This is a genomic window from Arthrobacter sp. B0316-5-4, from assembly GCF_059090325.1.
In genome coordinates, this window is record NZ_JBNHFN010000004.1 from 127,077 (window position 1) to 149,626 (window position 22,550).

A 22,550-nucleotide genomic window follows, 5' to 3' on the forward strand; every position below is an offset into this window, starting at 1 on the left:
ATCAGGGGCTGATCTGTGGGAGCCCGGCGTGACAGGGTTTTCGTATGGAAAGCGATGGGCAGGTATTGGAGCGGCGGCCGGGTTCGTCGGGCGCCGGTACGCTGCTTGTTGCCCCCGATGAAGGCCCTGCAACGATGCGGCTCGAAGGTCCGGCCGGAAGAGCCACAGCCTCCGCTAGCAAAGGGACATCGGATAGGCCAGACACCATCGCTCCGCTTGGCTGCCTTTCAGAAGCGTTGGAGGACAGCGCCACGGCTTTGGAAGAGCTGCGCGCCTCCGCGATGGCAGAGTCCGGGCTGCTGGGATTGGTGGAGGCGGCGGATTTTGCTGGGCGGGTCGATGAGCTTTCGCGGTCGTTGGAGTATTTGCAGGTGGTCGCGGCACAGGCTGTGGAGCGGACCAGGAATGAAGCTCGAGGTGCCCCGTCCTCCGCCGACCACGACTGGCGCACCGGATGGACCGCCGCCCCGGGAAACACACCGGACCGGGCTGCCACCAGCCAGGCCAGTGCTGCTGCCCAGGTTGCCCGGGCCGGGGACGCGGCCCTGCTCGATGACGGCTACCGGAACACGGCACAGTTCCTCCGCGCCCGATTGCGGATCAGTATCAGCGAAGCCCGCCGCAGACTCGCCCTCGCCGCCGAGGTCCTCCCCCAGCCCGGAATAGCCGGATAGCCCCTCCCCGCGCGACGGGAAGCCCTCGCCGACGCGATCGGATCAGCCCAAATACCCTCCCGCTCAGCCACGATCATCAGCACCGCCCTGGATAAAGTCCGGCACCTCACCGACACCGAAACCATCACCCGCATGGAACACGCCCTGACCAGAACCGCAACCGAAAGCGACCCCGACTTCCTCACCAAAACGGCCCAACGCTGGACCGACAGGATCGACCAAGACGGAACCGAACCCTCCGAAGAAGCCCTCCACCAACTCCAAGGCACCTTCCTCCGCCGCAGACGCCGCTACGGACTGCACCACCTCGAAATCTTCGCCACCACCGAACAATACGAAACCCTCACCACCGTCATGAACACCGCCACCAACCCCCGACACACCACCCAACCCACCAACCCGGACCTGGACCGACGCTCCCGGGCACAAAAACTCCTCGACGGCCTCGTCGGCGCCTGCAACCTCGCAATGACCACCGGCAAACTCCCCACCAACGGCGGCCTCCGACCCCAACTCACCGTCACCATCAGCCACCAAGACCTCCTCGACCAACTCACCCAACCCACCGGAAACGACCAACCAGCCCCGCACACCCAACCCCGTGGGACCGGCCCCCTGCCCTGCCTCCGCTCAACACCAGCACCAGCACACCATCGCTCGGCACCGGCACCGGGATAGCGACGTTCACCGGCCCCCTCCACCCCAACACCATCCGCAAAATCGCCTGCGACGCCGACATCATCCCCGTCCTGCTCGGCACCGACTCCCGCGTCCTGGACATCGGCCGCACCACCCGGATCTTCCCACCCCACATCCGCAAAGCCATCACCGCCCGCGACGGCGGCTGCGCCTTCCCCGACTGCACCATGCCCGCACCCTGGTGCGAAACCCACCACATCACCTACTGGTCCCACGGCGGAACCACAGGAACAGAAAACGGAACCCTCCTCTGCTCCCACCACCACCACCTCATCCACAAAGAACAATGGACCATCACCAACACCAACGGCACCCCCTGGTTCATCCCCCCACCCCACATCGACCCCACACAAACACCCCGCCGCAACCACCACCACACACCCCTCAGAACATAAAAACACCTCCCCAAGCGGCAGGGACAAGGACAACGGCCCGAGCAGGTGGACAATCAAACAGCGCTGCCTTGGTCCCGGAGTGAAGGTTTCATCCCGGAGCCAAAGTCTCATCCCGGGGACTGGTTTAAGCCGTTGAGGGCCGAATTGAACGCGCCCGGACGGTTCTCCGAACCAGACGATGGCCTCAGGCTGGATGACATTGCCGAACCGGGTGACCTTGGGCTGAATGACCTTGCCACGCCGGGCGCCCATGCCAAGCCGGGTGACCTAGCCAAGCCGTTTGACCTTGCAGGACCTGCGTCTGGGGGGACCTGGTGTCCATGCAGGCCCCGGCGCCTGGGTGGGAACGGGAGACCTAGGTTCCACAGGGCCAGCCCCGGGGCTGGGCAGCCAACCACCCGCCACATACGCTGGGAGCAGTCCCATCCACCTACTGACATCGACCAGGAGCTCACTATGAAGATTGCCGTCACGGGCGGAAGCGGAAAGCTGGGCAGGAGCGTGGTCCGGCGGCTGACGCAGGATGGTCACCAAGTCCTTAACATGGACAGAGTTGGCGCTCGTGGCCGCGGCTATGTCAATGTAGACCTCCGCAATTATGGGCAGGTCGTTGACGTCATCATGGGCTTGGACGATCAACACAGCGGCTTGGACGCAATCGTCCACTTGGCTGCTATCCCGGCACCGGGTTTGGCACCGGACGCCGCTATATTCGAGAACAACATGGTCTCGACGTACAACGTCTTCCAAGCCGCTCGTAGAGCCGGGATCAAGAAGGTCGTCTACGCCTCAAGCGAGACGGTGCTTGGCCTGCCCTTTGACGTCGACCCACCCTACATTCCAGTCGATGAAGAGTATGCGGCGCGCCCCGAAAGCACGTACTCGTTGGTCAAGCACCTCGAGGAGCAAATGGCCATCCAACTCACCCGCTGGGACCCGGACTTGAGCATTACGGCGCTGCGCTTTTCCAACGTCATGGACCCGGAAGACTACGAGGCGTTCCCGTCTTTCGACTCCGATGCATCCTTGCGTAAATGGAACCTCTGGGGCTACATCGATGCCCGGGATGGCGCCCTCGCGGTGGTCCGGGCCCTGGAACATGCGCAACCGGGCTTTGAGACCTTCATAATCGCCGCCGCCGATACCGTGATGGGTCGGAGCAGCGCCGAGCTGGCCGCGGAAGTCTTCCCCGGCGTCGAGGTTTTGAAGGATCTTGGCGAGCACGAAACGATGCTCTCCATCGACAAGGCCCGCAAACTCTTGGGATTCGAACCCGAGCACAGTTGGCGTGACGTGCACTCGAACCGGACCACACCCACCGAAGACTGAAGCGTCCTAAAGAGGCCCGACGCGCGACGGCCCACCCCTTGGCTGCAGTTTCCTGCAAGCACTCGTAAAGGGATGGGCCGGCGCAGCTTCAGGGGCTTCAGATCATGGTCATGACCATGGCCGGGTCGGACAGGATGGCACCAAGATCTGCGAGGAACCGCGAGCCCTGTTCGCCGTCCACCAGTCGGTGGTCGAAGGACAGGCTAAGCGACATGACCTGGCGGATCGCAAGTTCGTCGTTCACAACCCACGGAGCCTTCCGCACAGCCCCGAGGGCGACAATGGCGGCCTCCCCCGGATTCAGAATGGGCGTTCCGGCATCGATCCCGAACACTCCAATGTTGGTGATGGAAATGGTCCCTCCTGAAAGATCCGACGGAGACGTCTTGCCTGCACGTGCGGTGTCCGTCAGTTCAGTCAGCGCGGTTGACAGCTCACGCAGTGTCAACCGGTCCGCATCCTTGATGTTCGGGACGGTCAGGCCGCGTGGCGTTGCGGCGGCGATGCCCAGGTTCACGTAGTTGAACTGCACAATCTCCTGACTGGCCTCATCCCACCGCGAGTTCAACGTGGGATTGTTCCGGAGCGCTACGAGCACGGCCTTGGATGCGATGGTCAGCGGCGTCAGCTTGTAGCCCTCGAATGCCTTGTTGCCCTTGAGCCGGGCCAGAAGGTCCATGGTCGCTGTGACATCAACCGTGAGGAATTCGGTCACATGGGGTGCGGTGAAGGCGCTTTGAACCATCGCAGCGGCAGTGAACTTCCGAACCCCCTTGATTGGCGTCCGGGTTTCCCTTTCCCCCTGCGCTGCTGGAGCGCCGACAGTCGGTTCCGGTGCACCCAGGAAGTTCTGGACATCCTCCCTGGTAATGAGTCCCCCGGGCCCGGTCCCGGGAACCGACTCAAGGTCCACACCCAGGTCGCGGGCCAGCTTGCGGACAGGCGGAGTGGAGCGGGGCCGCTCAGCGATGACCGCCCCAACTTCCGGCGCGGCGACGGGCACCGCTCGCGGCTGCTGGGGAACTGCAGGTTTGGACACGGCTTCACGAATTACGCCGCGGGCGCGACGGGTGGGACGGCCCGTATGTTCGACGACGGCCCCATACCCCACCAGGTTGGGCTCGCGTTTCGCCGGGCTCACCTCCGTGCCGGCAGTTTCCGTCGGGGCACCACTTCCGGCAGCTTCACCACGTCCGACGGCGGCCGCGCCACTGCCGCCGGTGACGGCGCCACCGGTGGAGGACCCGACGTCGTCCACCTCGAAGGACACGATCGGCTTGCCGACTTCCACCACAGTGCCGGGCTGCTCATGAAGGGCGGCCACGGTTCCGGCGAAGGGCGAGGGCAACTCCACCACAGCCTTGGCTGTTTCCACCTCGGCGATGACCTGGTTCAGCGTGACGGTGTCCCCCACGGCCACCTTCCAGCTCAGGATTTCCGATTCGGTCAGGCCTTCGCCAAGGTCCGGTAGCCTGAATTCCTTGATCATGGTGGCGGTCATCCTTCCAGTCCACTCAGGGAGTTGGGGCGGCCCAGGGCCCGGTCTACACCGTCGAGGATCCTGTCAAGGTCGGGCAGGTGGTGCATTTCGAGCTTTGAGTACGGGTATGGAACGTCGAAACCGGTGATCCGAACCGGGGCCGACTCCAGGTAGTGGAAGCAGCGCTCGGTGATACTTGCAGCGATCTCTGCGCCGAGACCACCGGATTGGCCGGCTTCATGCGTAATGACCAGGCGGCCCGTCTTGCGGACTGATGCCTCCACCACGGGATAGTCCACGGGGGCCAGGGAACGGAGGTCGATGACTTCCACGGAAAGACCGTCGTCGGCGGCGGCCATGGCGGCGTCCTTGGCCGTCTTGACCAGAGGACCGTAGGCCACCAAGGTCACGTCCGATCCGGAGCTGACCACGGCAGCCTTGTCCAGGGGAAGCGCAGTGGAGAGATCGATGGTCTCGTCCACGTCACCTTTGTCGTGGTAGCGGCGCTTGGGCTCGAAATAGAGGACGGGGTCGTCAGAGGCGATGGCCTGCTGGATCATCGTGTAGGCATCCTGCGGATTGGAGACCGCCACTACCCGCAAACCGGAGGTGTGGGTGAAGTATGCTTCGGGCGATTCGGAGTGGTGCTCCGGAGAACCGATGCCGCCGCCGAAGGGAACGCGGATGGTGATGGGCATCTTCACCCGCCCCTGGGTGCGGTAGTGCATCTTTGCTACCTGGCTGACGATCTGGTCGAAGGCGGGGTAGATGAAGCCGTCGAATTGGATCTCGCAAACCGGCCGGTAACCGCGGTAGGCCAGGCCCACCGCGGTGCCGATAATGCCCGATTCGGCCAGTGGCGAATCGATGACCCGGTGCTTTCCGAAGTCTTTCTGCAGTCCGTCCGTGACGCGGAAGACACCGCCAAGGGAACCAATGTCCTCGCCCATGAGGATCACCTTGGGATCGTTTTCGAGGGACTTCCGGAGGCCGGCGTTGATGGCACGGGCAAAAGTGAGCTTGGACATCAGAGTGCACCTTCCTCGACGGGTTCGTTAAAGCTGTTCAGGTACCGCGAGTAGTGGTCCTTCTGGCGTTCTATCCAGGGATTGGGCGTGCTGTAGACGTGGTTGAAGACGTCCAGCGGCTGCGGATCGGCCATCCCGATGCAGCTGGAGCGAAGTTCCGCAGCCACAGCGTCGGCCTTCGCCTTGACGCGGGCTTCCACGTCGTCGGTCAGCAGTCCCTTGGCTTCCAGGAGCTTTCGCAACCTGAGGATGGGGTCCTTGGCGGCCCAGTCCTCCAGCTCGATGGGGTCGCGATAGCGGGTGGGGTCATCGGCTGTGGTGTGCGGGCCCATACGGTACGTAACGGCCTCGATGAAGGCGGGGCCGCCGCCGGAACGTGCCCGGTCCAAAGCGACGCGCGTTGCAGCCATGACGGCGAGCACATCGTTGCCGTCAACCCGCATGCTCGGGATTCCGAAACCCGTGGGCCTGTCAGCCAACTGGACGTGCGACTGGATCCGGACCGGCTCTGAAATGGCCCAGTGGTTGTTTTGGCAGAAGAACACCACGGGTGCTTGGTAGCTGGCCGCAAAGACCATGGCTTCGTTGACGTCGCCTTCACTGGTTGCACCATCGCCGAAGTAGGCAAGGACCGCCGTGTTTGCGCCGTCCAGCTGTACACCCATGGCGTAACCAGTGGCGTGCAGGCTCTGGGAACCGATGATGATCTGGGGTGTCGCCAGGTTGATGCGCTGGGGGTCCCACCCGTAGGAGGCGTTGCCGCGCCATACCCTGGCGATTTCGGAGAGGTGGGCTCCACGCACGTAGGCTACTCCGCTTTCGCGGTAGCTAGGGAAGACGAAGTCGTCGTCGCGCAACGATCGGCTCGACCCTATCTGGGATGCTTCCTGTCCAAGCAGAGGGGGCCACAGTGCCAGCTCTCCTTGTCGCTGGAGCGCCGTTGCCTCGGCATCTATGCGGCGGATGACCGTCATGTCCTCATACAAGGAGCACAATTGCTCATCACCGACGTCCTTGACCCAGACATCGAACTCGGGATGGCTGATCCGCTCGCCTTCCGGAGAAACCAGCTGGAGCAGATCGCCGCCAGTCCTCAGGGGATTTTGTGCACTTTGTCCCGGGCCCGGAGTGTCGTGGTGCACTCCCTTGCCCGCCTGATCCGTCAACACAGGTGATCGCAACCTTCCGGCTCGTTTTTGTCGGCGCTGGCTGGACTTGTGGTCCTGCCGCAGACCGGCCCTCCGGCACCTTCGCCGGAGTTAATTGTGACCCTACTCACAAGTTACATGGGGTACAACTACCCTCGCCAAAGTTGAGCAATGTGCCCTATTTTGGGATCCGGTGCCGTGCTAATCTTGCGCATTATGCAACCTTTGGATGGCACTGACACCCGGCTCCTTTCTGCCATGGCGAAGGATCCCCGCGGGACCGTCGTGGCCCTCGCACAAAAATTGGGGTTGTCCCGCAATACGGTTCAGGCCCGCATGGCCCAGCTTGAAAAGAAGCATGCGTTCCTCTCCTTCGAGAGGCGCATCAATCCGGTCGCGCTCGGCTATCCACTGACGGCGTTCATCACCGTCCATGTGCAACAGCAGAAGCTCGCGTCCCTTGCCCAGGACCTGGCCGACATCCCGGAAATCCTTGAAGGATTCGGCTTGACGGGATCAGCTGACCTCCTGCTCCGGGTCGTTGCCTTGGATGCCGAAGACCTCTACCGCATCAACGGCAAAATCCTGGGTTGTGACGGTGTGGACCGGACGGATACAGCGCTGGCAATGCGGGAGATGATCCCCTACCGCGTCCAACCATTGCTGGGGCGTCGCTCCGAGTCGTGAAAGCGGGTTAGCTGTACACAAACTGCCGGATGCGCTTTGATTCAAGTGGACGAACCGGGGGCCGTCCAGAGGTCCCCGGTCAGGTGGTGGCGTTGAAGAGGCTGCCGAAAGGGGCACTACCGTGAGCAACCCGCAAGAACCGAACCTAAACCAGCCCGGACAGGCACAGCCGCCGGTTCCCCCGAGCCCGGGCTACCCACCACAGACCGGTGCTTCGCCGCAGTGGCAACAGCCGCCGTCGTCCGCCCAGCCGCCGTCGTCCGCCCAGCCGCAAGGCAACACCCCACCGTACGCGGCACCCGGCGAACAGTACGGCCAGAACCCGTACCCGCAAGGCCAGAACCCCTATCCGCAGGGCCAGTACTCCCCTGGTCAATATCCCGGTCAATACCCCGGGGGTCCCTACGGCCAGCTGCCGCCAAAAAAGAGCCGGAACGTCTTGTGGATCGTCCTTGGCATCGTTGCCGGCGTCATCGTCCTGGCAGTTGTTGGCATCCTGATTTTCGTGAACCTCGTGGGCAACGCTACGTCCAAGGCACGGTCCCTGGCGGACGAGTTCACCAGCCTCGTGGTGTCCGGCCAAACGGAGCAGGCCTACGACAACTACCTCAGCCAACCGCTGAAGGACGAGTTGGACAAGCAATCTTTCATTGACGGCATAGCAAGCCTGCGGCTGGACAGCTCCTGCAAGCCGAACTACAACTCCGTGAACGTGAAATCCACCAACGGCAACAACACGGCAGACCTCGCAGGCAAGCTGCAATGCGATGGCAAGACCATCGACCTCCAGTACGTTTTCGAGGGCAGCAACGACCTCAAAATGAGCAGTATCCGGCTGCGCCCATAGCTGCTTGAAGTTTTTTCCAACCGCCACCCATCCGAACAGGCACATGGTCCGAATCACTGCTTGAGATCCCCACTTGGGGATCAGCAGGACGGCCGGGGTTTCCCGGCCATCATCGGAAGGTTCGGACCAATGCGTACTTCGCCCAATCGCTTGATCGCCACCATCTTCGGAGCCGTTTACCTCTTGGTAGGCGTACTCGGATTCTTTGTCACCTCGGGAATCGGCTTCTTCGCCACCGAGGGCGCCAACCTGATCATCTTCGCTGTGAACCCGCTTCACAACATCATCCACCTGGCCATCGGCGCCGCGTTGCTCTACGCAGGCATGAACGGTGTCACCCTCTCCAAGTCGGTCAACACCACGGTTGGTGGCGTCTACTTGCTGGTGGGTATCGTTGGCCTCTTCCTGGTCGGCAGCTCGCTGAACATCATCGCCCTCAACGGCGCAGATAACGTGCTGCACCTCGCCAGCGCCGTGGTTCTGCTCGGCGTAGCCCTCTCCCAGGACAAGGCCGCCGTAGCCTCCGCCCGCGCCTAGGCACCAACACTCACGAGCTGATGACCGAGCAGCTGATCACCGACTCCGGAGCGAGAGGACCCATGACCATGGAGAGCAAAAACCACCCCACGCTAAGCGCGGCAACCCTGTTGTTCGTGTATTTCGCCGCCATGGCAGCGGGAATGGTCGAACTCTCCCTGGCCGCCGGGTACCTCACCGGAGCCGGATCCGCGGCACCGGGACTTATGGTCTCCGGTGCCGCGACCCTCGCGGCCGGCTTGGCCTTCCTGGCTTGGTCGCTGTGGGGCCTGCACCGCAACTCCCTGGTGTTCACCCGCTATGCGCTTCCGGCCTTGGCCGCAGCCGCCCTTGCGCACGTCGCGGTCGTGGCGAGCGGAATCAGCATCCAACGCTCGTTGGACGTGAGCCACTTTGCCGCCCTCGGCCTGACCCTCATGGCACTCGCCGGAGCGGGCTGGCTGAGGCGGCAACACAAGACCAACGACGGCGGCGCCCACGGCCAGCCAAGGACCGGGCGGCTTCTGGCAGCCGCGTTCGGAGCCGCCGTCGTTGTTGCAACAGTTGCTACTCCGGGACTGGCGGCGTCGATGGCGGGACAGCACGCCGTGCCTCACGGTGAGCATAGCCAGGGCTCCAATCCCGCCCTGGAGCAGGGTCACCACCACTAGGCGGTGACCGGACCGGCGCACCATCGACACTGCCCACTGTTGATGGTGCGCTTGGTTCGTGGATCATGGAGCCATGGATCCCATCGAGGCGCTCGACGAAATTTCCTTTTGGCTCGAACGCAGCCAAGCACCCACCTTCAAGGTCCAGGCCTTCCGCAAAGCGGCCGACGCCGTTCGGCAGTTACCGCCCGACGATCTCGCAAAGCTGGTGGCCGCCGGCCGGATCACCAGCCTTAAAGGCGTAGGCAGCCGCAGCGCGGAGGTCATAACCCAGTCGCTGGAAGACAAAGTCCCCGAGTATCTGGCAGATCTTCGGGAGCGTGGCACCGAACCACTGGCCCAAGGCGGCGACACACTCCGGGCAGCGTTGCGTGGCGATCTTCACAGTCACAGCAACTGGTCCGACGGCGGATCCCCCATCGAAGCGATGGTGGCCGCAGCACGCACCCTTGGCCGCGAATACCTGGCCCTCACGGACCACTCCCCCAACCTCACCATAGCCAACGGCCTGAGCATCGAACGTCTCGAGGATCAGTTGCGCATAGTGGAGGACATCAATGCCTCCCACGACGGGTTCCAATTGCTCAAGGGCATCGAGGTGGACATCCTGGAAGACGGAACCCTGGACCAGGCACCGCACATGCTGGACCGGCTGGACGTGGTGGTGGCCAGCGTCCATTCGAAGCTTCGCTCGGATAAGAAGACCATGACCGCGAGAATGCTCGGCGGCATCAGCGACCCGCACACCAACGTCCTGGGCCACTGCACGGGACGGCTCGTCCAGGGGTCCCGGGGCACCCGGCCCGAGTCCGAGTTCGATGCGGCCAAGGTCTTCAGCGAGTGCGCGGAGTGGGGAGTGGCAGTGGAAATCAATTCCCGCCCTGAACGCCAGGACCCGCCGGACAACCTCATCAAAATGGCCCTCGACGCGGGATGCCTGTTCAGCATCGACAGCGACGCACACGCACCCGGCCAGCTCGACTTCCTGCAATACGGGGCTGCGCGCGCCGAAGCGCTCGGAGTACCGAAGGAACGCATCGTCACCACCTGGCCACTGGAACAACTGACTGAGTGGCTCAGCCTCAAGAAGTGACCCGTGCACAAGGGCCCCTCCTGTTACGACAGGAGGGGCCCTTGATGTTTTCCGACGAAGTGGGCCTAGTGGTCCACTGCCTTCTCAGCTCCGATTCCGGTTAGCGAGCGCACCTCCATCTCTGCCTGCTTGGCCGGGTCTTCGCGCCGCTTGTCCAAGACCGTTCCGAGCCAGCCCAGGAAGAAGGCCAACGGGATGGAAACAATGCCCGGGTTGCTGAGCGGGAAGATCGCGAAGTTAGCGCCCTGGATCATCGATGTCTTGGCACCCGAGACTACGGGCGAGAACGCGATGAGCAGGATCGCCGCGGCGAGCCCGCCATACATGCTCCATACGGCGCCCTGGGTGGTGAACTTCTTCCAGAACAGCGAGTAGACAATGGTGGGCAGGTTGGCGGAGGCCGCGACCGCGAAGGCCAGCGCCACCAGGAAGGCCACGTTCTGGCCGTTGGCGAAGATGCCACCGAGGATGGCGAGGACGCCGATCACCACAACAGTGCGCCGGGCAACCTTCACCTCGGCAGTAGCGTCGGCTTTGCCCTTCGAAATGACGTTCGCGTAGATGTCGTGGGCGAAGGACGCGGCTGCGGTGATGGTCAAGCCGGCGACGACGGCGAGGATCGTGGCGAAAGCGACCGCTGAGATGAAGCCAAGAAGCAGCGGGCCGCCGAGGTGGAAGGCCAGCAGCGGTGCAGCGGAGTTGACGCCACCGGGTGCCGACTTGATGGTTTCTGCACCTACCAGGGCGGCTGCACCGTAGCCCAGCACCAGGGTGAAGAGGTAGAACAGGCCGATCAGCCAGATGGCCCACACCACGGACTTGCGGGCTTCTTTGGCGGTGGGAACCGTGTAGAAGCGCATCAGGACGTGCGGCAGGGCTGCTGTTCCGAGGACCAATGCCAGGCCCAATGACATGAAGTCGAGCTTGGATGTTTCGGTTTTGCCGTACTGCAGGCCCGGGTTGAGGACGGCCGGGTTTTTGGCAGCCTCTGCGGCCGATCCCAGCAGGCTGGAGAGGTTGAATCCGTAGATCGCAAGCACCATGGCCGTCATGACTGCGGCGCCGGCGATGAGCAGGATCGCCTTGATGATCTGTACCCAGGTGGTGCCCTTCATGCCGCCGATGAGCACATACATGATCATCAACGCGCCGACGACGATGATCACCAGCGCTTGCCCGCCCCAGCCGCTGATTCCCAGCAGGAGCGAGATGAGGCTGCCTGCGCCGGCCATCTGGGCCAGGAGGTAGAAGAAGCAGACTGCGAGCGTGGACAGTGCAGCGGCGATGCGGACAGGCCGCTGGCGCAACCGGAAGGAGAGGACGTCGGCCATGGTGAACTTGCCGGTGTTGCGGAGCAGTTCGGCGACGAGCAGCAGGGCCACCAGCCAGGCGACCAGGAAGCCGATGGAGTACAGGAAGCCGTCGTACCCGTTGATGGCGATTGCACCGGTAATGCCGAGGAACGACGCCGCCGACAGGTAGTCGCCTGCGATGGCAGTTCCGTTCTGGGAGCCCGTGAAAGAGCGGCCTGCGGCGTAGTAGTCGGCGGCTGTCTTGTTGTTCCGGCTGGCCCGAAAAACGATGACCATGGTGACCGCGACGAACAAGGCAAAGATGCCCATGTTCAACAGGGTGGTGTCCTTGAGGGCAGCGACCTCGACTGCCGGGACCATGGTGGCGTTCATTTGGCCTCCCCTTGGATCATGTTGCCGTCCTTATCGAATTGGTGGCCTTCGATCCCGTTGCGGATCTCGGCCGCGATGGGGTCCAGCTTCCGGTTGGAGTAGCTCACGTACCAGGCCGTGATGCCGAACGTGGTGACGAACTGGAGCAGCCCAAGGATCAGGCCGATGTTGATGTTGCCCCAGACCTTGGTGGACATGAAGTCGACGGCGTAGGCGGCCAACAGGACATACGCGAAATACCAAAGCAGGAATATGACGGCCATGGGGAAGACAAAGCTGCGGTGCCGCTTGCGCAGTGTCTTGAACCGTTCCGTTTGTTGGACTTCCTGGAAGTCCACGGACGCCGCAGCGTCGTGGGGGTGGGCCTCATTACCCATTGGTTCCTCCTGGTTGTTATGTGCCCACATCAGCTCCGCCCTCGGCGCCGATGTGACTGCAATCACTATCGAATGCGCTACGCTGCCTGTTCCAGTGGTTCGCCCGGGGGTGTCGCTCAACGGTCGCACCCCTGCGCCGAACGGCAGGATGCAAGCACGTTCATTGGCTACGCTGGCTGTATGCCCGACTCCCCGCTTTTCAGTGCCGCAGCCATCGCCGTGATCGTGCTGGCTGTCGCCGTCGTCGTGGGTGTTGGCTTGAAGGTCATCCGATCATTCCGCGACCTTGGCACCGACGCCGAACGTGCCACCTACAACACACTGCATGCAGCGTCCAGGGCCGGGCAGCACCTTCGCGGCGGCCTCCAACCCGCCGGGGCAGCCAAGGCCAGCAAGCAATTGCGGGTACTGCTGGGCTGTGATGCCCTGGCCATCACGGATACCGACGCCGTACTCGCCTGGGACGGTGCCGGGGAGGAGCTCCGGCCATCGTTGATGCACCTCGCGGCGGATGTGCTGGGTACCGGCCGAACCGTGGTGGTCCCCCACGCCGGGGCCCACGGCGCCGACAAGGCGGCACACGACTTCAGCGCCGTAATTGCGCCTATCCGGGCCGGGTCCCGGGTGGTCGGATCGGTGGCAGCCTTGGCACCTGCCGCGGGGGCGGGCCTGGTCCGCGCCACGAGCGAAGTGGCTGACTGGATTGCCGCCCAACTGGAACTGGCGGAACTCGAAGCGTCCCGGACCCTCCTGATGGAGGCTGAGGTCAGGGCCCTCAGGGCACAGATCAGCCCGCACTTTATCTATAACTCACTGAACGCCATTGCCTCGTTCATCAACACCGATCCGGCCAGGGCCAGGGAGCTCGTGGTTGAGTTCGCCGACTTCACCCGGTACTCGTTCCGACGGCACGGCGATTTCACCACTGTGGCGGAGGAACTGCGCTGCATCGACCGCTACTTGCTCTTGGAAAGGGCCCGCTTCGGCGAGCGGGTCCAGGTAAGCCTGCGGATCGCGCCGGAGGTATTGAGCACGGTCATCCCGTTCCTCAGCCTCCAGCCGTTGGTGGAAAATGCGGTTCGCCATGGCTTGGAAGCCAAGGAAGGCCCGGGCCACATCACTATCTGCGCCAATGACTCCGGCGCGTTCGCCGAAGTCACCATCGAGGACGACGGCGTTGGCATGGACCCGGAACACCTGCGGTCGGTGCTGGCCGGGCACACGGACGGCGACCACGTGGGCTTGCGCAACGTCGACGCCCGGCTGCGGCAGGTTTATGGGGACGAGCACGGGCTGATTATCGATACGGCACCTGGCGAAGGGACCCTGATCACCCTTCGGGTACCCAAGTCGCAGCCGGGCCACGACGCCTGAACCGCGGGCTAATCTATAAGCATGATCAACGTGCTCGTCGCCGATGACGAACTGCCCGCCGTCGAAGAACTCGCCTTCCTCCTGGGACGGGACGAGCGGATTGGGGCCATCCACCGCGCATCATCGGGGGCCGAGGCCCTAAGGACCCTGGAAACGGAACCTGTAGACGCAGTTTTCCTCGACATCCACATGCCCGCCCTGTCGGGACTGGACATCGCCCGCGCCATATCGCGCACCAGCAACCCGCCCGCCGTCGTGTTCGTCACCGCGGACGAGGACTGTGCCCTTGAGGCCTTCGACCTGGCCGCCGTCGACTACCTGCTGAAGCCATTGCGGGCCGAACGGCTGGCGCGATCCGTGGACCGGATCAGCGAGTTGATCAAGGACGGTACACCGGCGCCTGAGATGATCACCGTGGATCTTGGCAGCACCACGCGCATGATCCGGCGTGACGACGTCACCTACGTGCAGGCCCAAGGCGATTACGCGCGCCTGCACACCGCCGAGGCAAGCTACCTCATCCGGGTGCCCCTCAGCGACCTGGAGCAGAAATGGGCGGAAGCCGGTTTCATCCGGATCCATCGTTCGTACCTCATCGCCCTCAACCACGTCCAGCACCTGCGGCTTTCCGCCACAGGCCCCAGCGTGGCTGTGTCCGGGGCAGAGTTGCCCATCAGCCGGCGCCATCTTCCCTCGGTCAGGGACAAACTGCACTCCACGCGCATCCGGCCCCAAGGATGACCAGGGTCCGCGTCACGGCGCCGCGACAGTCCGCTCCCCTCGCCCCCGGACGGTTGCCGAGCCACCGTGAGATCCCGGAAGATTCCGACTCCGGCCGCCTTTTTGTTCGCTCGCTCATCCGGTCGCAGCTGCGCCTCGCGTTGGTGGTGGCCTGCGGGTTCCTGGTCATCCTGAGTGTGTTCGCACTGATCCTTGTCTACGGCCCGGGTGTGGCTGAAATCCGCATTGTGGGCATCCCCCTTGATTGGCTGGCACTCGGGGTGGGCGTCTACCCGGTGATCGGGCTCAGTGCCTGGCTTTATAACCGCGCCGCGGCCCGCAATGAGGCCCGCTACCGGGACCTTGTGGAGGACAAGTGAACCCTGTCGTCAGCCTCGTCGCGTTCCTCGCCGTATCCATTACGACGGCGGTCATCGGCTTCTACGGGCTGCGCATCTCCCGTACAACAGGCGACTTCTACGTCGCCTCCCGTACCGTCCCACCATGGTGGAACGCCTCGGCGATCGGGGGCGAATACCTTTCCGCGGCAAGCTTCCTGGGTGTGGCCGGGCTGATCCTGCTCTCAGGCACCGATGCTTTGTGGTTCCCGGTGGGCTACACCGCCGGCTACCTGATGCTGTTGCTCTTCGTGGCCGCTCCCCTCAGGCGTTCCGGCGCCTACACCATCCCGGACTTCACCCAAGCCCGCCTGGATTCGGCGCTGGTCCGACGCGTGACGAGCCTGGTGGTGGTAGCCGTCGGGTGGCTGTACATCGTCCCGCAACTCCACGGGGCGGCCCTCACCATCAGGATCACCACTGGCCTGCCGTCCTGGGTAGGTTCGACGGCGGTCGTAGTGGTGGTGTGCCTCACGGTGGTGGCAGGCGGGATGCGTTCCATCACGTTCGTCCAGGCGTTCCAATACTGGTTGAAGCTGACAGCGCTGGCAGTGCCCGTAGTGTTCGTCCTGCTGGTGCTGGCCGGCAAAGGCACTGCGCCACAGGCACCGCTCACCCTCAACCCCACCAGCCAAGCACCCGCAGGTGCTTACCAACACATCTCCCTGTTGGTGGCCCTGCTGTTCGGAACCCTTGGGCTGCCGCACGTGCTGGTCAGGTTCTATACCAACCCGGATGGCCAGTCCGCGCGGCGGACCACCTTGATCGTGCTGGGACTACTCTCCGTTTTCTACCTTTTCCCCACACTCTCCGGCGCACTCGGGCGGATGTTCGCTCCCGAACTGGCACAGTCCGGGCAAGCTGATGCCCTGGTCCTGCTGCTGCCAGGAAGGCTGATCGGTGGAACGGCGGGTGATGTCCTCTCGGCCCTGGTCGTGGCAGGAGCCTTCGCAGCCTTCCTGTCCACAACCTCGGGCCTGGTGGTGTCCTTATCGGGCGTCATCAGCCAGGACGTCTTTGGCGGCAGCGTCAGGGGTTTCCGGTTCGCGGCGGTGCTCGCCGCCGTCGTGCCTTTGGGCTTTGCCTTCATGACCGACACCCTGGCCCTGGCCGGAAGCGTTGGCCTGGTCTTTGCCTTCACGGCCTCCACCATTTGTCCGGTGCTCTTGCTGGGAATCTGGTGGCGTGGCCTCACCGATGCCGGGGCTATCGCGGGGATGCTGACCGGCGCGTTGCTCTGCGGCGGCGCCATGGTGGCCAGCACGTTGATGGGCGGCGGGAACGCTCCTGCGTGGCTGGCCCAGCCCGCGGCATGGAGTGTTCCGGCGGCATTCGCGGTAACCGTGGCCGTGTCCATCATGACCAAGGGCCGCGTTCCGTCCTCCGTTGACCGCGTCATGTCCCGGCTGCACGTGCCCGAACGCCCGGTCGCGACCGAACGCTAAGGCGGCCCCGCCCTGTTGTTCGCGCATCATTCAGGGTGGACAATGACGCCATGTCCGAGGAACCACTGCCGGCCAGCCCCGATCCACCGGCTACAACGGCGGATTTGCCGCCCGGCGTCCGGGCGCAGTTGTTGGCCACCGAGCATTGGAGCCTGCTCGCTTCCAGGAGCACCACCCAAGGCGAGGTCCTCACCCGCATCAGCATGTTCCTGACCTTCACCTCAGCCAGCCTGCTCAGCGTGGCACTGGTGGGAAACGCCACCCAGTTTTCGGATGCGTTCAGGGCCTTCGCGCTCACCATACTCAGCATCGACGTAGTGGTTGGGCTGCTCACGCACATACGCGTGATGAGCGTGGGTATGGAAGACCTGATGTACGTCATCGCCATGAATCGACTCCGCGCCGCGTACGTGGACCTCGACCCAGGGGTGGCGCCGTACCTCATGGCCAGCTTTCACGACGACGAAGAAGGGGCCAAACGGACCTACTACTTTTTTGGTGGCCGCCGCGACTTCAGCCAAGTGGCCGGGAGCAGCATGGTGTTCATGGGGACGGTCAACTCCGCCCTCATCGCACTGCTTCTGGGGTCCGCGATGCTGGTGGGAGGCTTGCCGGTGGCCCTGTCCGTAGGGTCTGCAGTAATAGCCGCCCTGGCCTTCTTCGTGATCTCACTCGCCAGGGGACATCGCAGGTACCTTGAGGTCTGGAAAAACAACCCGCCGATCTCGCGATCTCCCGAAAAAAGGGCCTAGTCGATCGCAGCCATGAGTTCCACGACACGCGCCAGGAACGCGTCCACCTGCGCTTCTTCATAACCTTCGTCGCCCTTGGCTGCACGAAAGACCGCCCGGCGGACAGTGTCCACGCTGAGCGTCTGGTCGTGCTCGAGGTAACCAATGAGTTCAGCGCACAGGGCGTCGACGTCCTGGACGTTGTAGCTGCGGGCCCGCTTTTTGGACGGGCGGCGGAACCGCTCGCCGTCGGGCCGGTGCAGCCTGCCCCGGAGGATGCCGGAGAGCTTGCCAATCTGGCGGAGCCAGGCTTCCTCGCCCTCCTGGTTGATGAGGTCGTCACGCTCGCGGCGGGCGAAAGCGTCCTCCAGCCGATCCAGTGCGGCGTCGACGCTGTGCGCGTCGTATCCGCCCTTGACGGGGTCGAAAGCCACGTCACGGACGTCGCCACTGGCTATCTGGTCAGCAGCTCCTACAGGACTCTCGAACGACCTCTTGGCGCGCTGGAGGAACTCATCCACCTGCTTGGCGTTGTAGCCGTACTTGCTGCGCTCCACACGGTCGAACGTGGCGGGAATCTGGCGTCGTATATCCACTGACACTACTTTTCCTTCATTGGTTTGTCAGACGCCGCTCAGCAGCGCGAACAGAACATAGGCTACAGGGGCCGCGAACACGATGGAGTCCAAACGGTCCATGACGCCGCCGTGGCCGGGCAGGATGCTGCTCATATCCTTGACGCCAAGCTCACGCTTGACCATGGATTCGGCGAGGTCTCCCGCGGTAGCTGCGGCCACCATGCCGAGAGCCAGGATGAGCCCCACCCACCACGGCCTGTCAAGGATGAAGATGCAGGCCAGGACACCGATCACCATGGCCCCGCCAACCGATCCGGCGAAGCCTTCCCAGGATTTCTTGGGGCTGATTTTCGGGGCCATGGGGTGCTTCCCAAAGGATGCCCCGACGATGTAGCCGAACGTGTCATTGGAGACGACCAACAGCAGCATCGAAGCGATCTGCCACGCCCCGTCCGGAATGCCGTCCGGCCAGAAACCCACCGGGGTTGCCCCGCCGGTTGCGTGCAACGGCAGCGCCGCGAAGCTGATCAGGAACGGAATCCAGGCAAGGGTGAAAACGCCGGCGAACACGCTCCGGGGCGCCCCCGCCGCGCTCTCGATGGAACGCCACAGCAGGACGGCCACGGAGCTCGCCGTCATGGTGAACAGCAGCCCTTCAAGGCCGCCGAAATAGGCAGAGACCGGCATCACCAGGCTGCCGACCATCACGGGGATGATCGGCATCCGGGTGCCCTGTGCCTCGAGCGCCCGGAAAACTTCCCAGACCCCCAGGACCGCAAACGCGGTGGTCAGGAGGACGAATCCCAGCGGGAGGAACAGCAGGCCACCCAAAACGGCCAACAGCATGGAAAGCCCGACGCCGATGGCCGCCGGAAGGTTGCGTCCCGCCTTGGGGGTGGGGTTTGCCCGCACACGCCTGGCGCGTTTGGGGGTGTCGCGTGTCGGGACCCGCTCAGCGGGCGCCGGCTCTGCCTGGTTCATCAGACCTCGAGCAGCTCGGCTTCCTTGCGCTTGAGCAGTTCGTCGATGCTGTCGACGTGCTGCTTGGTCAGGGCGTCGAGCTCCTTCTCAGCGCGGGCGCCCTCGTCTTCGCCGGCTTCGCCGTCCTTGACGAGCTTGTCCAGGCTGTCCTTCGCCTTGCGGCGGATGCTGCGGATGGAGACCTTGGCGTCCTCACCCTTGCCCTTGACGATCTTCACGTATTCCTTGCGGCGCTCCTTGGTGAGCTCCGGGATGGTCACGCGGATAACGTTGCCGTCGTTGGAGGGGTTGGCGCCCACCTCTGAGTCGCTCAGTGCCTTTTCGATGTCACGCAGTGCGGTCTTGTCGTAAGGCGTGATGAGGATGGTGCGGGCGTCGGGCACACCGAAGGAAGCCAACTGCTGGAGCGGAGTGGGTGTGCCGTAGTACTCGACGATCACCTTGTTGTACAGACCGGGGTTGGCCCGGCCCGTGCGGATCGTGGCGAAATCGTCCTTGGCTACCTCAACCGCCTTGTCCATCTTCTCGCCGGCTTCGAGCAAGGTCTCTTCGATCACGGGTTTCTCCTCAGAAAGTAGTTGCTGCCCAACATCAGGCGGCAATGCACGGTAAAGAAATGCATAGTAAAGATCCGCCACGTGGGGCGGACGGTCCTAGAAATATCCTAGCCCTTGCTAGGGAGTAACCAGGGTTCCCAGCGTTTCGCCGAGGATGGCGCGGGTAACGTTGCCTTCGCCTTCCATGCCGAAGACCACCATGGAGAGCTGGTTGTCCTTGCACATGGTCATGGCTGTCTGGTCCATGACCCGGATGTCGCGGCGCAGGGCATCGTCATAGCTGAGGACGTCAAGCTTTTCCGCTGTGGGGTCCTTCTTGGGATCGGCGGTGTAGACGCCGTCCACGCCGCTCTTGGCCATGAGGACCACGTCCGCGTGAACCTCCAGGGCCCGCTGGGCAGCGACAGTATCGGTGGAGAAGTACGGCAGGCCTGCGCCGGCACCGAAGATGACCACACGGCCCTTTTCCATGTGGCGGATGGCCCGGCGCGGAATGTAGGCCTCCGCTACCTGGCCCATGGTGATGGCGCTCTGGACGCGGGTCTCAACGCCGGCCTGTTCCAGGAAGTCCTGGAGGGCGAGGCAGTTCATGACCGTGCCCAGCATGCCCATGTAGTCGGCACGGGAGCGGTCCATGCCGCTCTGGGACAGTTCGGCGCCCCGGAAGAAGTTGCCGCCGCCCACGACGATCGCAACTTCGACGTCGGACACGGCTGCCGCGATCTGCTTGGCGATGGCCCGGACGGTCTCAGGATCGACGCCGAGCTTGCCTCCGCCGATGACCTCGCCGGAAAGTTTCAGAAGTACACGTCGGCGGGTCTTCTCGGGCTGGATTGCAGTGTTGACGGTTTCCATGGTGCCTTCCCGTTGGTGGACTCTGGCTAGATTATCGTGCTGTGGGTCCGCGCAGGTACTACCCGGACGGGTGCATGAAAAAGGGGCGGCCACCGAAGTGACCACCCCTTTTCATGAATTACTAGTTTCCTACGCGGAAACGCGTTACTGCGGTTGCCTTGACGCCGGCTTCTTCGAGGACCTGTGCAACGGTCTTCTTGGAATCCTTGGCGAATGCCTGGTCAACCAGAACTTCACCCTTGTAGAAGCCCGTCACGCGGCCTTCCACGATCTTCGAAAGAGCAGCTTCGGGCTTGCCTTCAGCCTTGGCGGTCTCTTCGGCGATGCGACGCTCGGACTCGACCAGTTCGGCCGGGACGTCTTCGCGGGTCAGGTAGTTCGGAGCCATGGCTGCAACGTGGACAGCGATGTCGTGAGCTGCGGTGGCAGCGGCTTCGCCTTCACCGTCAACAGCGAACAGGACGCCGACCTGGGCCGGGAGGTCCTTGGACGTCTTGTGCAGGTAGGCGTCAACCGTGGTTCCCTCAACGCGGGAGATGCGGCGGACAACAACCTTTTCGCCGAGGACAGCGCCCTCTTCGACGACAACCTCGGACAACGGCTTGCCGTCGACCTCGGTGGCCAGCAGGGTTTCGAGGTCGGCTGCGCCGGACTCGACTGCAACGTTGAGGACCTTGTCAGCCAGCTGGATGAACTTGTCAGACTTGGCAACGAAGTCGGTCTCGCAGTTGACCTCGATCATTACGCCAACGCCACCGTTGACCTTGGCAGCAACCAGGCCTTCAGCGGTGGAGCGGCCTTCGCGCTTGGTAGCGCCCTTGAGGCCCTTGATGCGGATGATCTCGATGGCCTTTTCGGCGTCACCGTTGGCTTCGTCAAGAGCCTTCTTGACGTCCATCATGCCGGCGCCGGTGCGCTCGCGCAGGGCCTTGATGTCAGCAGCAGTGTAGTTCGCCATGTGAACCCCTCTGTCTAGAAATTTGTGTGTTTACGGACTGACAGGACGGCAGCCCACGCGGTGGGCTGCCATCCTGTCAGTTGCCCCCGAGGCTGTTTCCAACATCAGGGAAGGTCCAGATTTACTTGGCTGCTTCGGCTTCGCCGTCTGCAGCTTCAGTTGCTGCGGGAGCCTCGGCTGCCGGAGCTTCTTCAGCGGGAGCCTCTGCTGCTGCAGCTTCTTCGGCCTTGCTGCCTTCGAGGAGCTCGCGCTCCCACTCGGCGAGCGGCTCTTCCGGAGCTTCGGTGGTGCCCGTTGCGCGCTGGTTGCGGGCGATGAGGCCCTCAGCTACGGCATCGGCAACAACGCGGGTGAGCAGGTTGACGGAGCGGATGGCGTCGTCGTTACCCGGGATCGGGAAGTCGACTTCGTCGGGATCGCAGTTGGTGTCCAGGATGGCAACAACCGGGATGTTCAGCTTCTTGGCTTCGTCAACAGCAAGGTGTTCCTTCTTGGTGTCAACAACCCACAGGACCGAGGGAGCCTTGGTCAGGTTGCGGATACCACCGAGGTTGGACTCGAGCTTGGTGAGTTCACGCTTGAGGAGCAGGAGCTCCTTCTTGGTGTAGGCCGAGCCTGCGACGTCGTCGAAGTTGATCTCTTCGAGTTCCTTCATGCGCTGGATACGCTTGGCGACGGTCTGGAAGTTGGTGAGCATACCGCCCAACCAACGCTGGTTGACGTACGGCTGGCCAACACGGGTAGCCTGCTCGGCAATTGCTTCCTGAGCCTGCTTCTTGGTGCCGACGAACAGGACGGTGCCGCCGTGGGCGACAGTAGCCTTGACGAACTCGTAGGCGCGGTCGATGTAGGACAGCGACTGCTGGAGGTCGATGATGTAGATGCCGTTGCGCTCCGTGAAGATGAAGCGCTTCATCTTCGGGTTCCAACGACGGGTCTGGTGTCCAAAGTGGACGCCGCTGTCAAGCAGCTGGCGCATAGTTACGACGGGCATGCCGACGCTCCTTCCGGCAGGTCATTCATGAGAGAGCCCATGGGGCTGCTCTTACCCTGCCAATAGTTGACGGTTGTTTAGCCTGTGGCCCGGACGGGCCTGGCTCCTGGCATCCATTGCGCTTCTCATCCGGCTCAAGCCAACAGGCTTCAGCGGACCGCAAGAGGCACAATCCTCCACAGCCTGAAGCCATGAGGCTTCGCTGGTGGAGGGCTGGATACGCGTAGTCAGCCTGGGACCCCCACATATCTGAATGAGACATGCTCCTGAACAAGCTTGAGGGCACAGCAAACTGCTCCAATAAGTGTACTACAGCGACCCTGCAGCTTT

At 63.4% G+C, this 22,550-nt stretch carries 22 protein-coding genes and 1 pseudogene; 12 read left to right on the forward strand and 11 right to left on the reverse strand.

The window, feature by feature from the left end; genetic code table 11:
- Nucleotides 1-134 precede the first annotated feature (134 nt).
- Together AC5RU9_RS12650 and AC5RU9_RS12655 are read left to right on the forward strand one after the other, a co-directional pair.
- A pseudogene (locus AC5RU9_RS12650) lies at nt 135-1,768 on the forward strand (HNH endonuclease signature motif containing protein).
- A 456-nt stretch (nt 1,769-2,224) separates the two neighbouring features.
- The gene (locus tag AC5RU9_RS12655; protein ID WP_494016718.1) at nt 2,225-3,097 is read left to right on the forward strand and encodes an NAD-dependent epimerase/dehydratase family protein; all 873 of its coding nucleotides are present in this window, start codon (nt 2,225-2,227) and stop codon (nt 3,095-3,097) included.
- Between the two features lie 97 nt (nt 3,098-3,194).
- On the opposite strand, the gene AC5RU9_RS12660 is transcribed toward AC5RU9_RS12655, so the two are convergent.
- The 3 genes from AC5RU9_RS12660 to pdhA are packed head-to-tail and all read right to left on the reverse strand — an operon-like array spanning nt 3,195 to nt 6,774.
- Nucleotides 3,195-4,598 (reverse strand): dihydrolipoamide acetyltransferase family protein, encoded by a 1,404-nt coding sequence (locus tag AC5RU9_RS12660; RefSeq protein WP_494016719.1) that lies wholly within the window; start codon nt 4,596-4,598, stop codon nt 3,195-3,197.
- On the reverse strand, nt 4,595-5,605 hold the full coding sequence (locus AC5RU9_RS12665) for an alpha-ketoacid dehydrogenase subunit beta (RefSeq protein ID WP_211711744.1): 1,011 nt from the start codon (nt 5,603-5,605) through the stop codon (nt 4,595-4,597). The genes AC5RU9_RS12660 and AC5RU9_RS12665 overlap by 4 nt, the downstream gene beginning before the upstream one ends.
- Nucleotides 5,605-6,774: a pyruvate dehydrogenase (acetyl-transferring) E1 component subunit alpha gene (pdhA, locus tag AC5RU9_RS12670; RefSeq protein WP_494016720.1), complete on the reverse strand. Its 1,170-nt coding sequence runs from the start codon at nt 6,772-6,774 to the stop codon at nt 5,605-5,607. Before pdhA ends, AC5RU9_RS12665 begins: the two co-directional genes overlap by 1 nt.
- A 195-nt stretch (nt 6,775-6,969) precedes the next feature.
- On the opposite strand from pdhA, the gene AC5RU9_RS12675 reads away from it, so the two are divergent.
- From AC5RU9_RS12675 to AC5RU9_RS12695, 5 genes are all read left to right on the forward strand, one after another.
- Complete coding sequence (locus AC5RU9_RS12675) at nt 6,970-7,440, forward strand: Lrp/AsnC family transcriptional regulator (protein WP_211711742.1); 471 nt, start codon at nt 6,970-6,972, stop codon at nt 7,438-7,440.
- Nucleotides 7,441-7,561: 121 nt separating this feature from the next.
- Nucleotides 7,562-8,287, forward strand: coding sequence for a hypothetical protein (locus AC5RU9_RS12680; protein ID WP_494016721.1), 726 nt, complete (start codon nt 7,562-7,564; stop codon nt 8,285-8,287).
- A 129-nt stretch (nt 8,288-8,416) separates the two neighbouring features.
- A complete protein-coding gene (locus AC5RU9_RS12685; RefSeq protein WP_211711740.1) occupies nt 8,417-8,824 on the forward strand; it encodes a DUF4383 domain-containing protein in 408 nt (135 codons plus the stop codon).
- A gap of 20 nt (nt 8,825-8,844) precedes the next feature.
- Nucleotides 8,845-9,474 carry a hypothetical protein gene (locus AC5RU9_RS12690; RefSeq protein ID WP_249184161.1) on the forward strand — a complete coding sequence of 210 codons (630 nt, stop codon included), beginning with the start codon at nt 8,845-8,847 and terminating at the stop codon, nt 9,472-9,474.
- 73 nt (nt 9,475-9,547) lie between these two features.
- Nucleotides 9,548-10,567 (forward strand): PHP domain-containing protein, encoded by a 1,020-nt coding sequence (locus AC5RU9_RS12695; protein ID WP_494016722.1) that lies wholly within the window; start codon nt 9,548-9,550, stop codon nt 10,565-10,567.
- 65 nt (nt 10,568-10,632) lie between these two features.
- Here the strand turns inward: AC5RU9_RS12695 and AC5RU9_RS12700 are convergent, their stop codons facing one another.
- Both AC5RU9_RS12700 and AC5RU9_RS12705 read right to left on the reverse strand, forming a co-directional pair.
- Complete coding sequence (locus AC5RU9_RS12700; RefSeq protein WP_494016723.1) at nt 10,633-12,252, reverse strand: monocarboxylic acid transporter; 1,620 nt, start codon at nt 12,250-12,252, stop codon at nt 10,633-10,635.
- Complete coding sequence (locus tag AC5RU9_RS12705) at nt 12,249-12,629, reverse strand: DUF485 domain-containing protein (protein WP_211711737.1); 381 nt, start codon at nt 12,627-12,629, stop codon at nt 12,249-12,251. The genes AC5RU9_RS12700 and AC5RU9_RS12705 overlap by 4 nt, the downstream gene beginning before the upstream one ends.
- Before the next feature lie 180 nt (nt 12,630-12,809).
- On the opposite strand from AC5RU9_RS12705, the gene AC5RU9_RS12710 reads away from it, so the two are divergent.
- Genes AC5RU9_RS12710 through AC5RU9_RS12730 form a run of 5 tightly spaced genes read left to right on the forward strand, consistent with a single transcriptional unit; the run spans nt 12,810 to nt 17,318 of the window.
- Entirely contained in the window at nt 12,810-14,003 is a 1,194-nt protein-coding gene (locus AC5RU9_RS12710; RefSeq protein ID WP_494016724.1) for a sensor histidine kinase, read from the forward strand.
- A 21-nt stretch (nt 14,004-14,024) separates the two neighbouring features.
- Complete coding sequence (locus AC5RU9_RS12715) at nt 14,025-14,744, forward strand: LytR/AlgR family response regulator transcription factor (RefSeq protein WP_494016725.1); 720 nt, start codon at nt 14,025-14,027, stop codon at nt 14,742-14,744.
- Nucleotides 14,741-15,103 (forward strand): DUF485 domain-containing protein, encoded by a 363-nt coding sequence (locus AC5RU9_RS12720; RefSeq protein WP_494016726.1) that lies wholly within the window; start codon nt 14,741-14,743, stop codon nt 15,101-15,103. Before AC5RU9_RS12715 ends, AC5RU9_RS12720 begins: the two co-directional genes overlap by 4 nt.
- A complete protein-coding gene (locus AC5RU9_RS12725; RefSeq protein WP_494016727.1) occupies nt 15,100-16,566 on the forward strand; it encodes a sodium/solute symporter in 1,467 nt (488 codons plus the stop codon). Before AC5RU9_RS12720 ends, AC5RU9_RS12725 begins: the two co-directional genes overlap by 4 nt.
- A gap of 50 nt (nt 16,567-16,616) precedes the next feature.
- On the forward strand, nt 16,617-17,318 hold the full coding sequence (locus AC5RU9_RS12730; protein ID WP_494016728.1) for a hypothetical protein: 702 nt from the start codon (nt 16,617-16,619) through the stop codon (nt 17,316-17,318).
- Here AC5RU9_RS12730 and AC5RU9_RS12735 read toward each other — a convergent pair.
- From AC5RU9_RS12735 to rpsB, 6 genes are all read right to left on the reverse strand, one after another.
- Nucleotides 17,315-17,899 carry a DivIVA domain-containing protein gene (locus tag AC5RU9_RS12735; protein WP_494016729.1) on the reverse strand — a complete coding sequence of 195 codons (585 nt, stop codon included), beginning with the start codon at nt 17,897-17,899 and terminating at the stop codon, nt 17,315-17,317. The two genes, AC5RU9_RS12730 and AC5RU9_RS12735, sit on opposite strands and share 4 nt — an antisense overlap.
- A gap of 21 nt (nt 17,900-17,920) precedes the next feature.
- Entirely contained in the window at nt 17,921-18,856 is a 936-nt protein-coding gene (locus AC5RU9_RS12740) for a phosphatidate cytidylyltransferase (protein ID WP_211711730.1), read from the reverse strand.
- The gene (frr, locus tag AC5RU9_RS12745) at nt 18,856-19,413 is read right to left on the reverse strand and encodes a ribosome recycling factor (protein ID WP_090819256.1); all 558 of its coding nucleotides are present in this window, start codon (nt 19,411-19,413) and stop codon (nt 18,856-18,858) included. Before frr ends, AC5RU9_RS12740 begins: the two co-directional genes overlap by 1 nt.
- Before the next feature lie 117 nt (nt 19,414-19,530).
- Entirely contained in the window at nt 19,531-20,268 is a 738-nt protein-coding gene (gene pyrH, locus AC5RU9_RS12750; RefSeq protein ID WP_211711729.1) for a UMP kinase, read from the reverse strand.
- Nucleotides 20,269-20,389: 121 nt separating this feature from the next.
- Entirely contained in the window at nt 20,390-21,226 is an 837-nt protein-coding gene (tsf, locus tag AC5RU9_RS12755) for a translation elongation factor Ts (protein ID WP_211711728.1), read from the reverse strand.
- A gap of 121 nt (nt 21,227-21,347) precedes the next feature.
- Nucleotides 21,348-22,220, reverse strand: a complete 873-nt coding sequence (rpsB, locus tag AC5RU9_RS12760; RefSeq protein ID WP_211711727.1) for a 30S ribosomal protein S2 — start codon at nt 22,218-22,220, stop codon at nt 21,348-21,350.
- Nucleotides 22,221-22,550 lie beyond the last annotated feature (330 nt).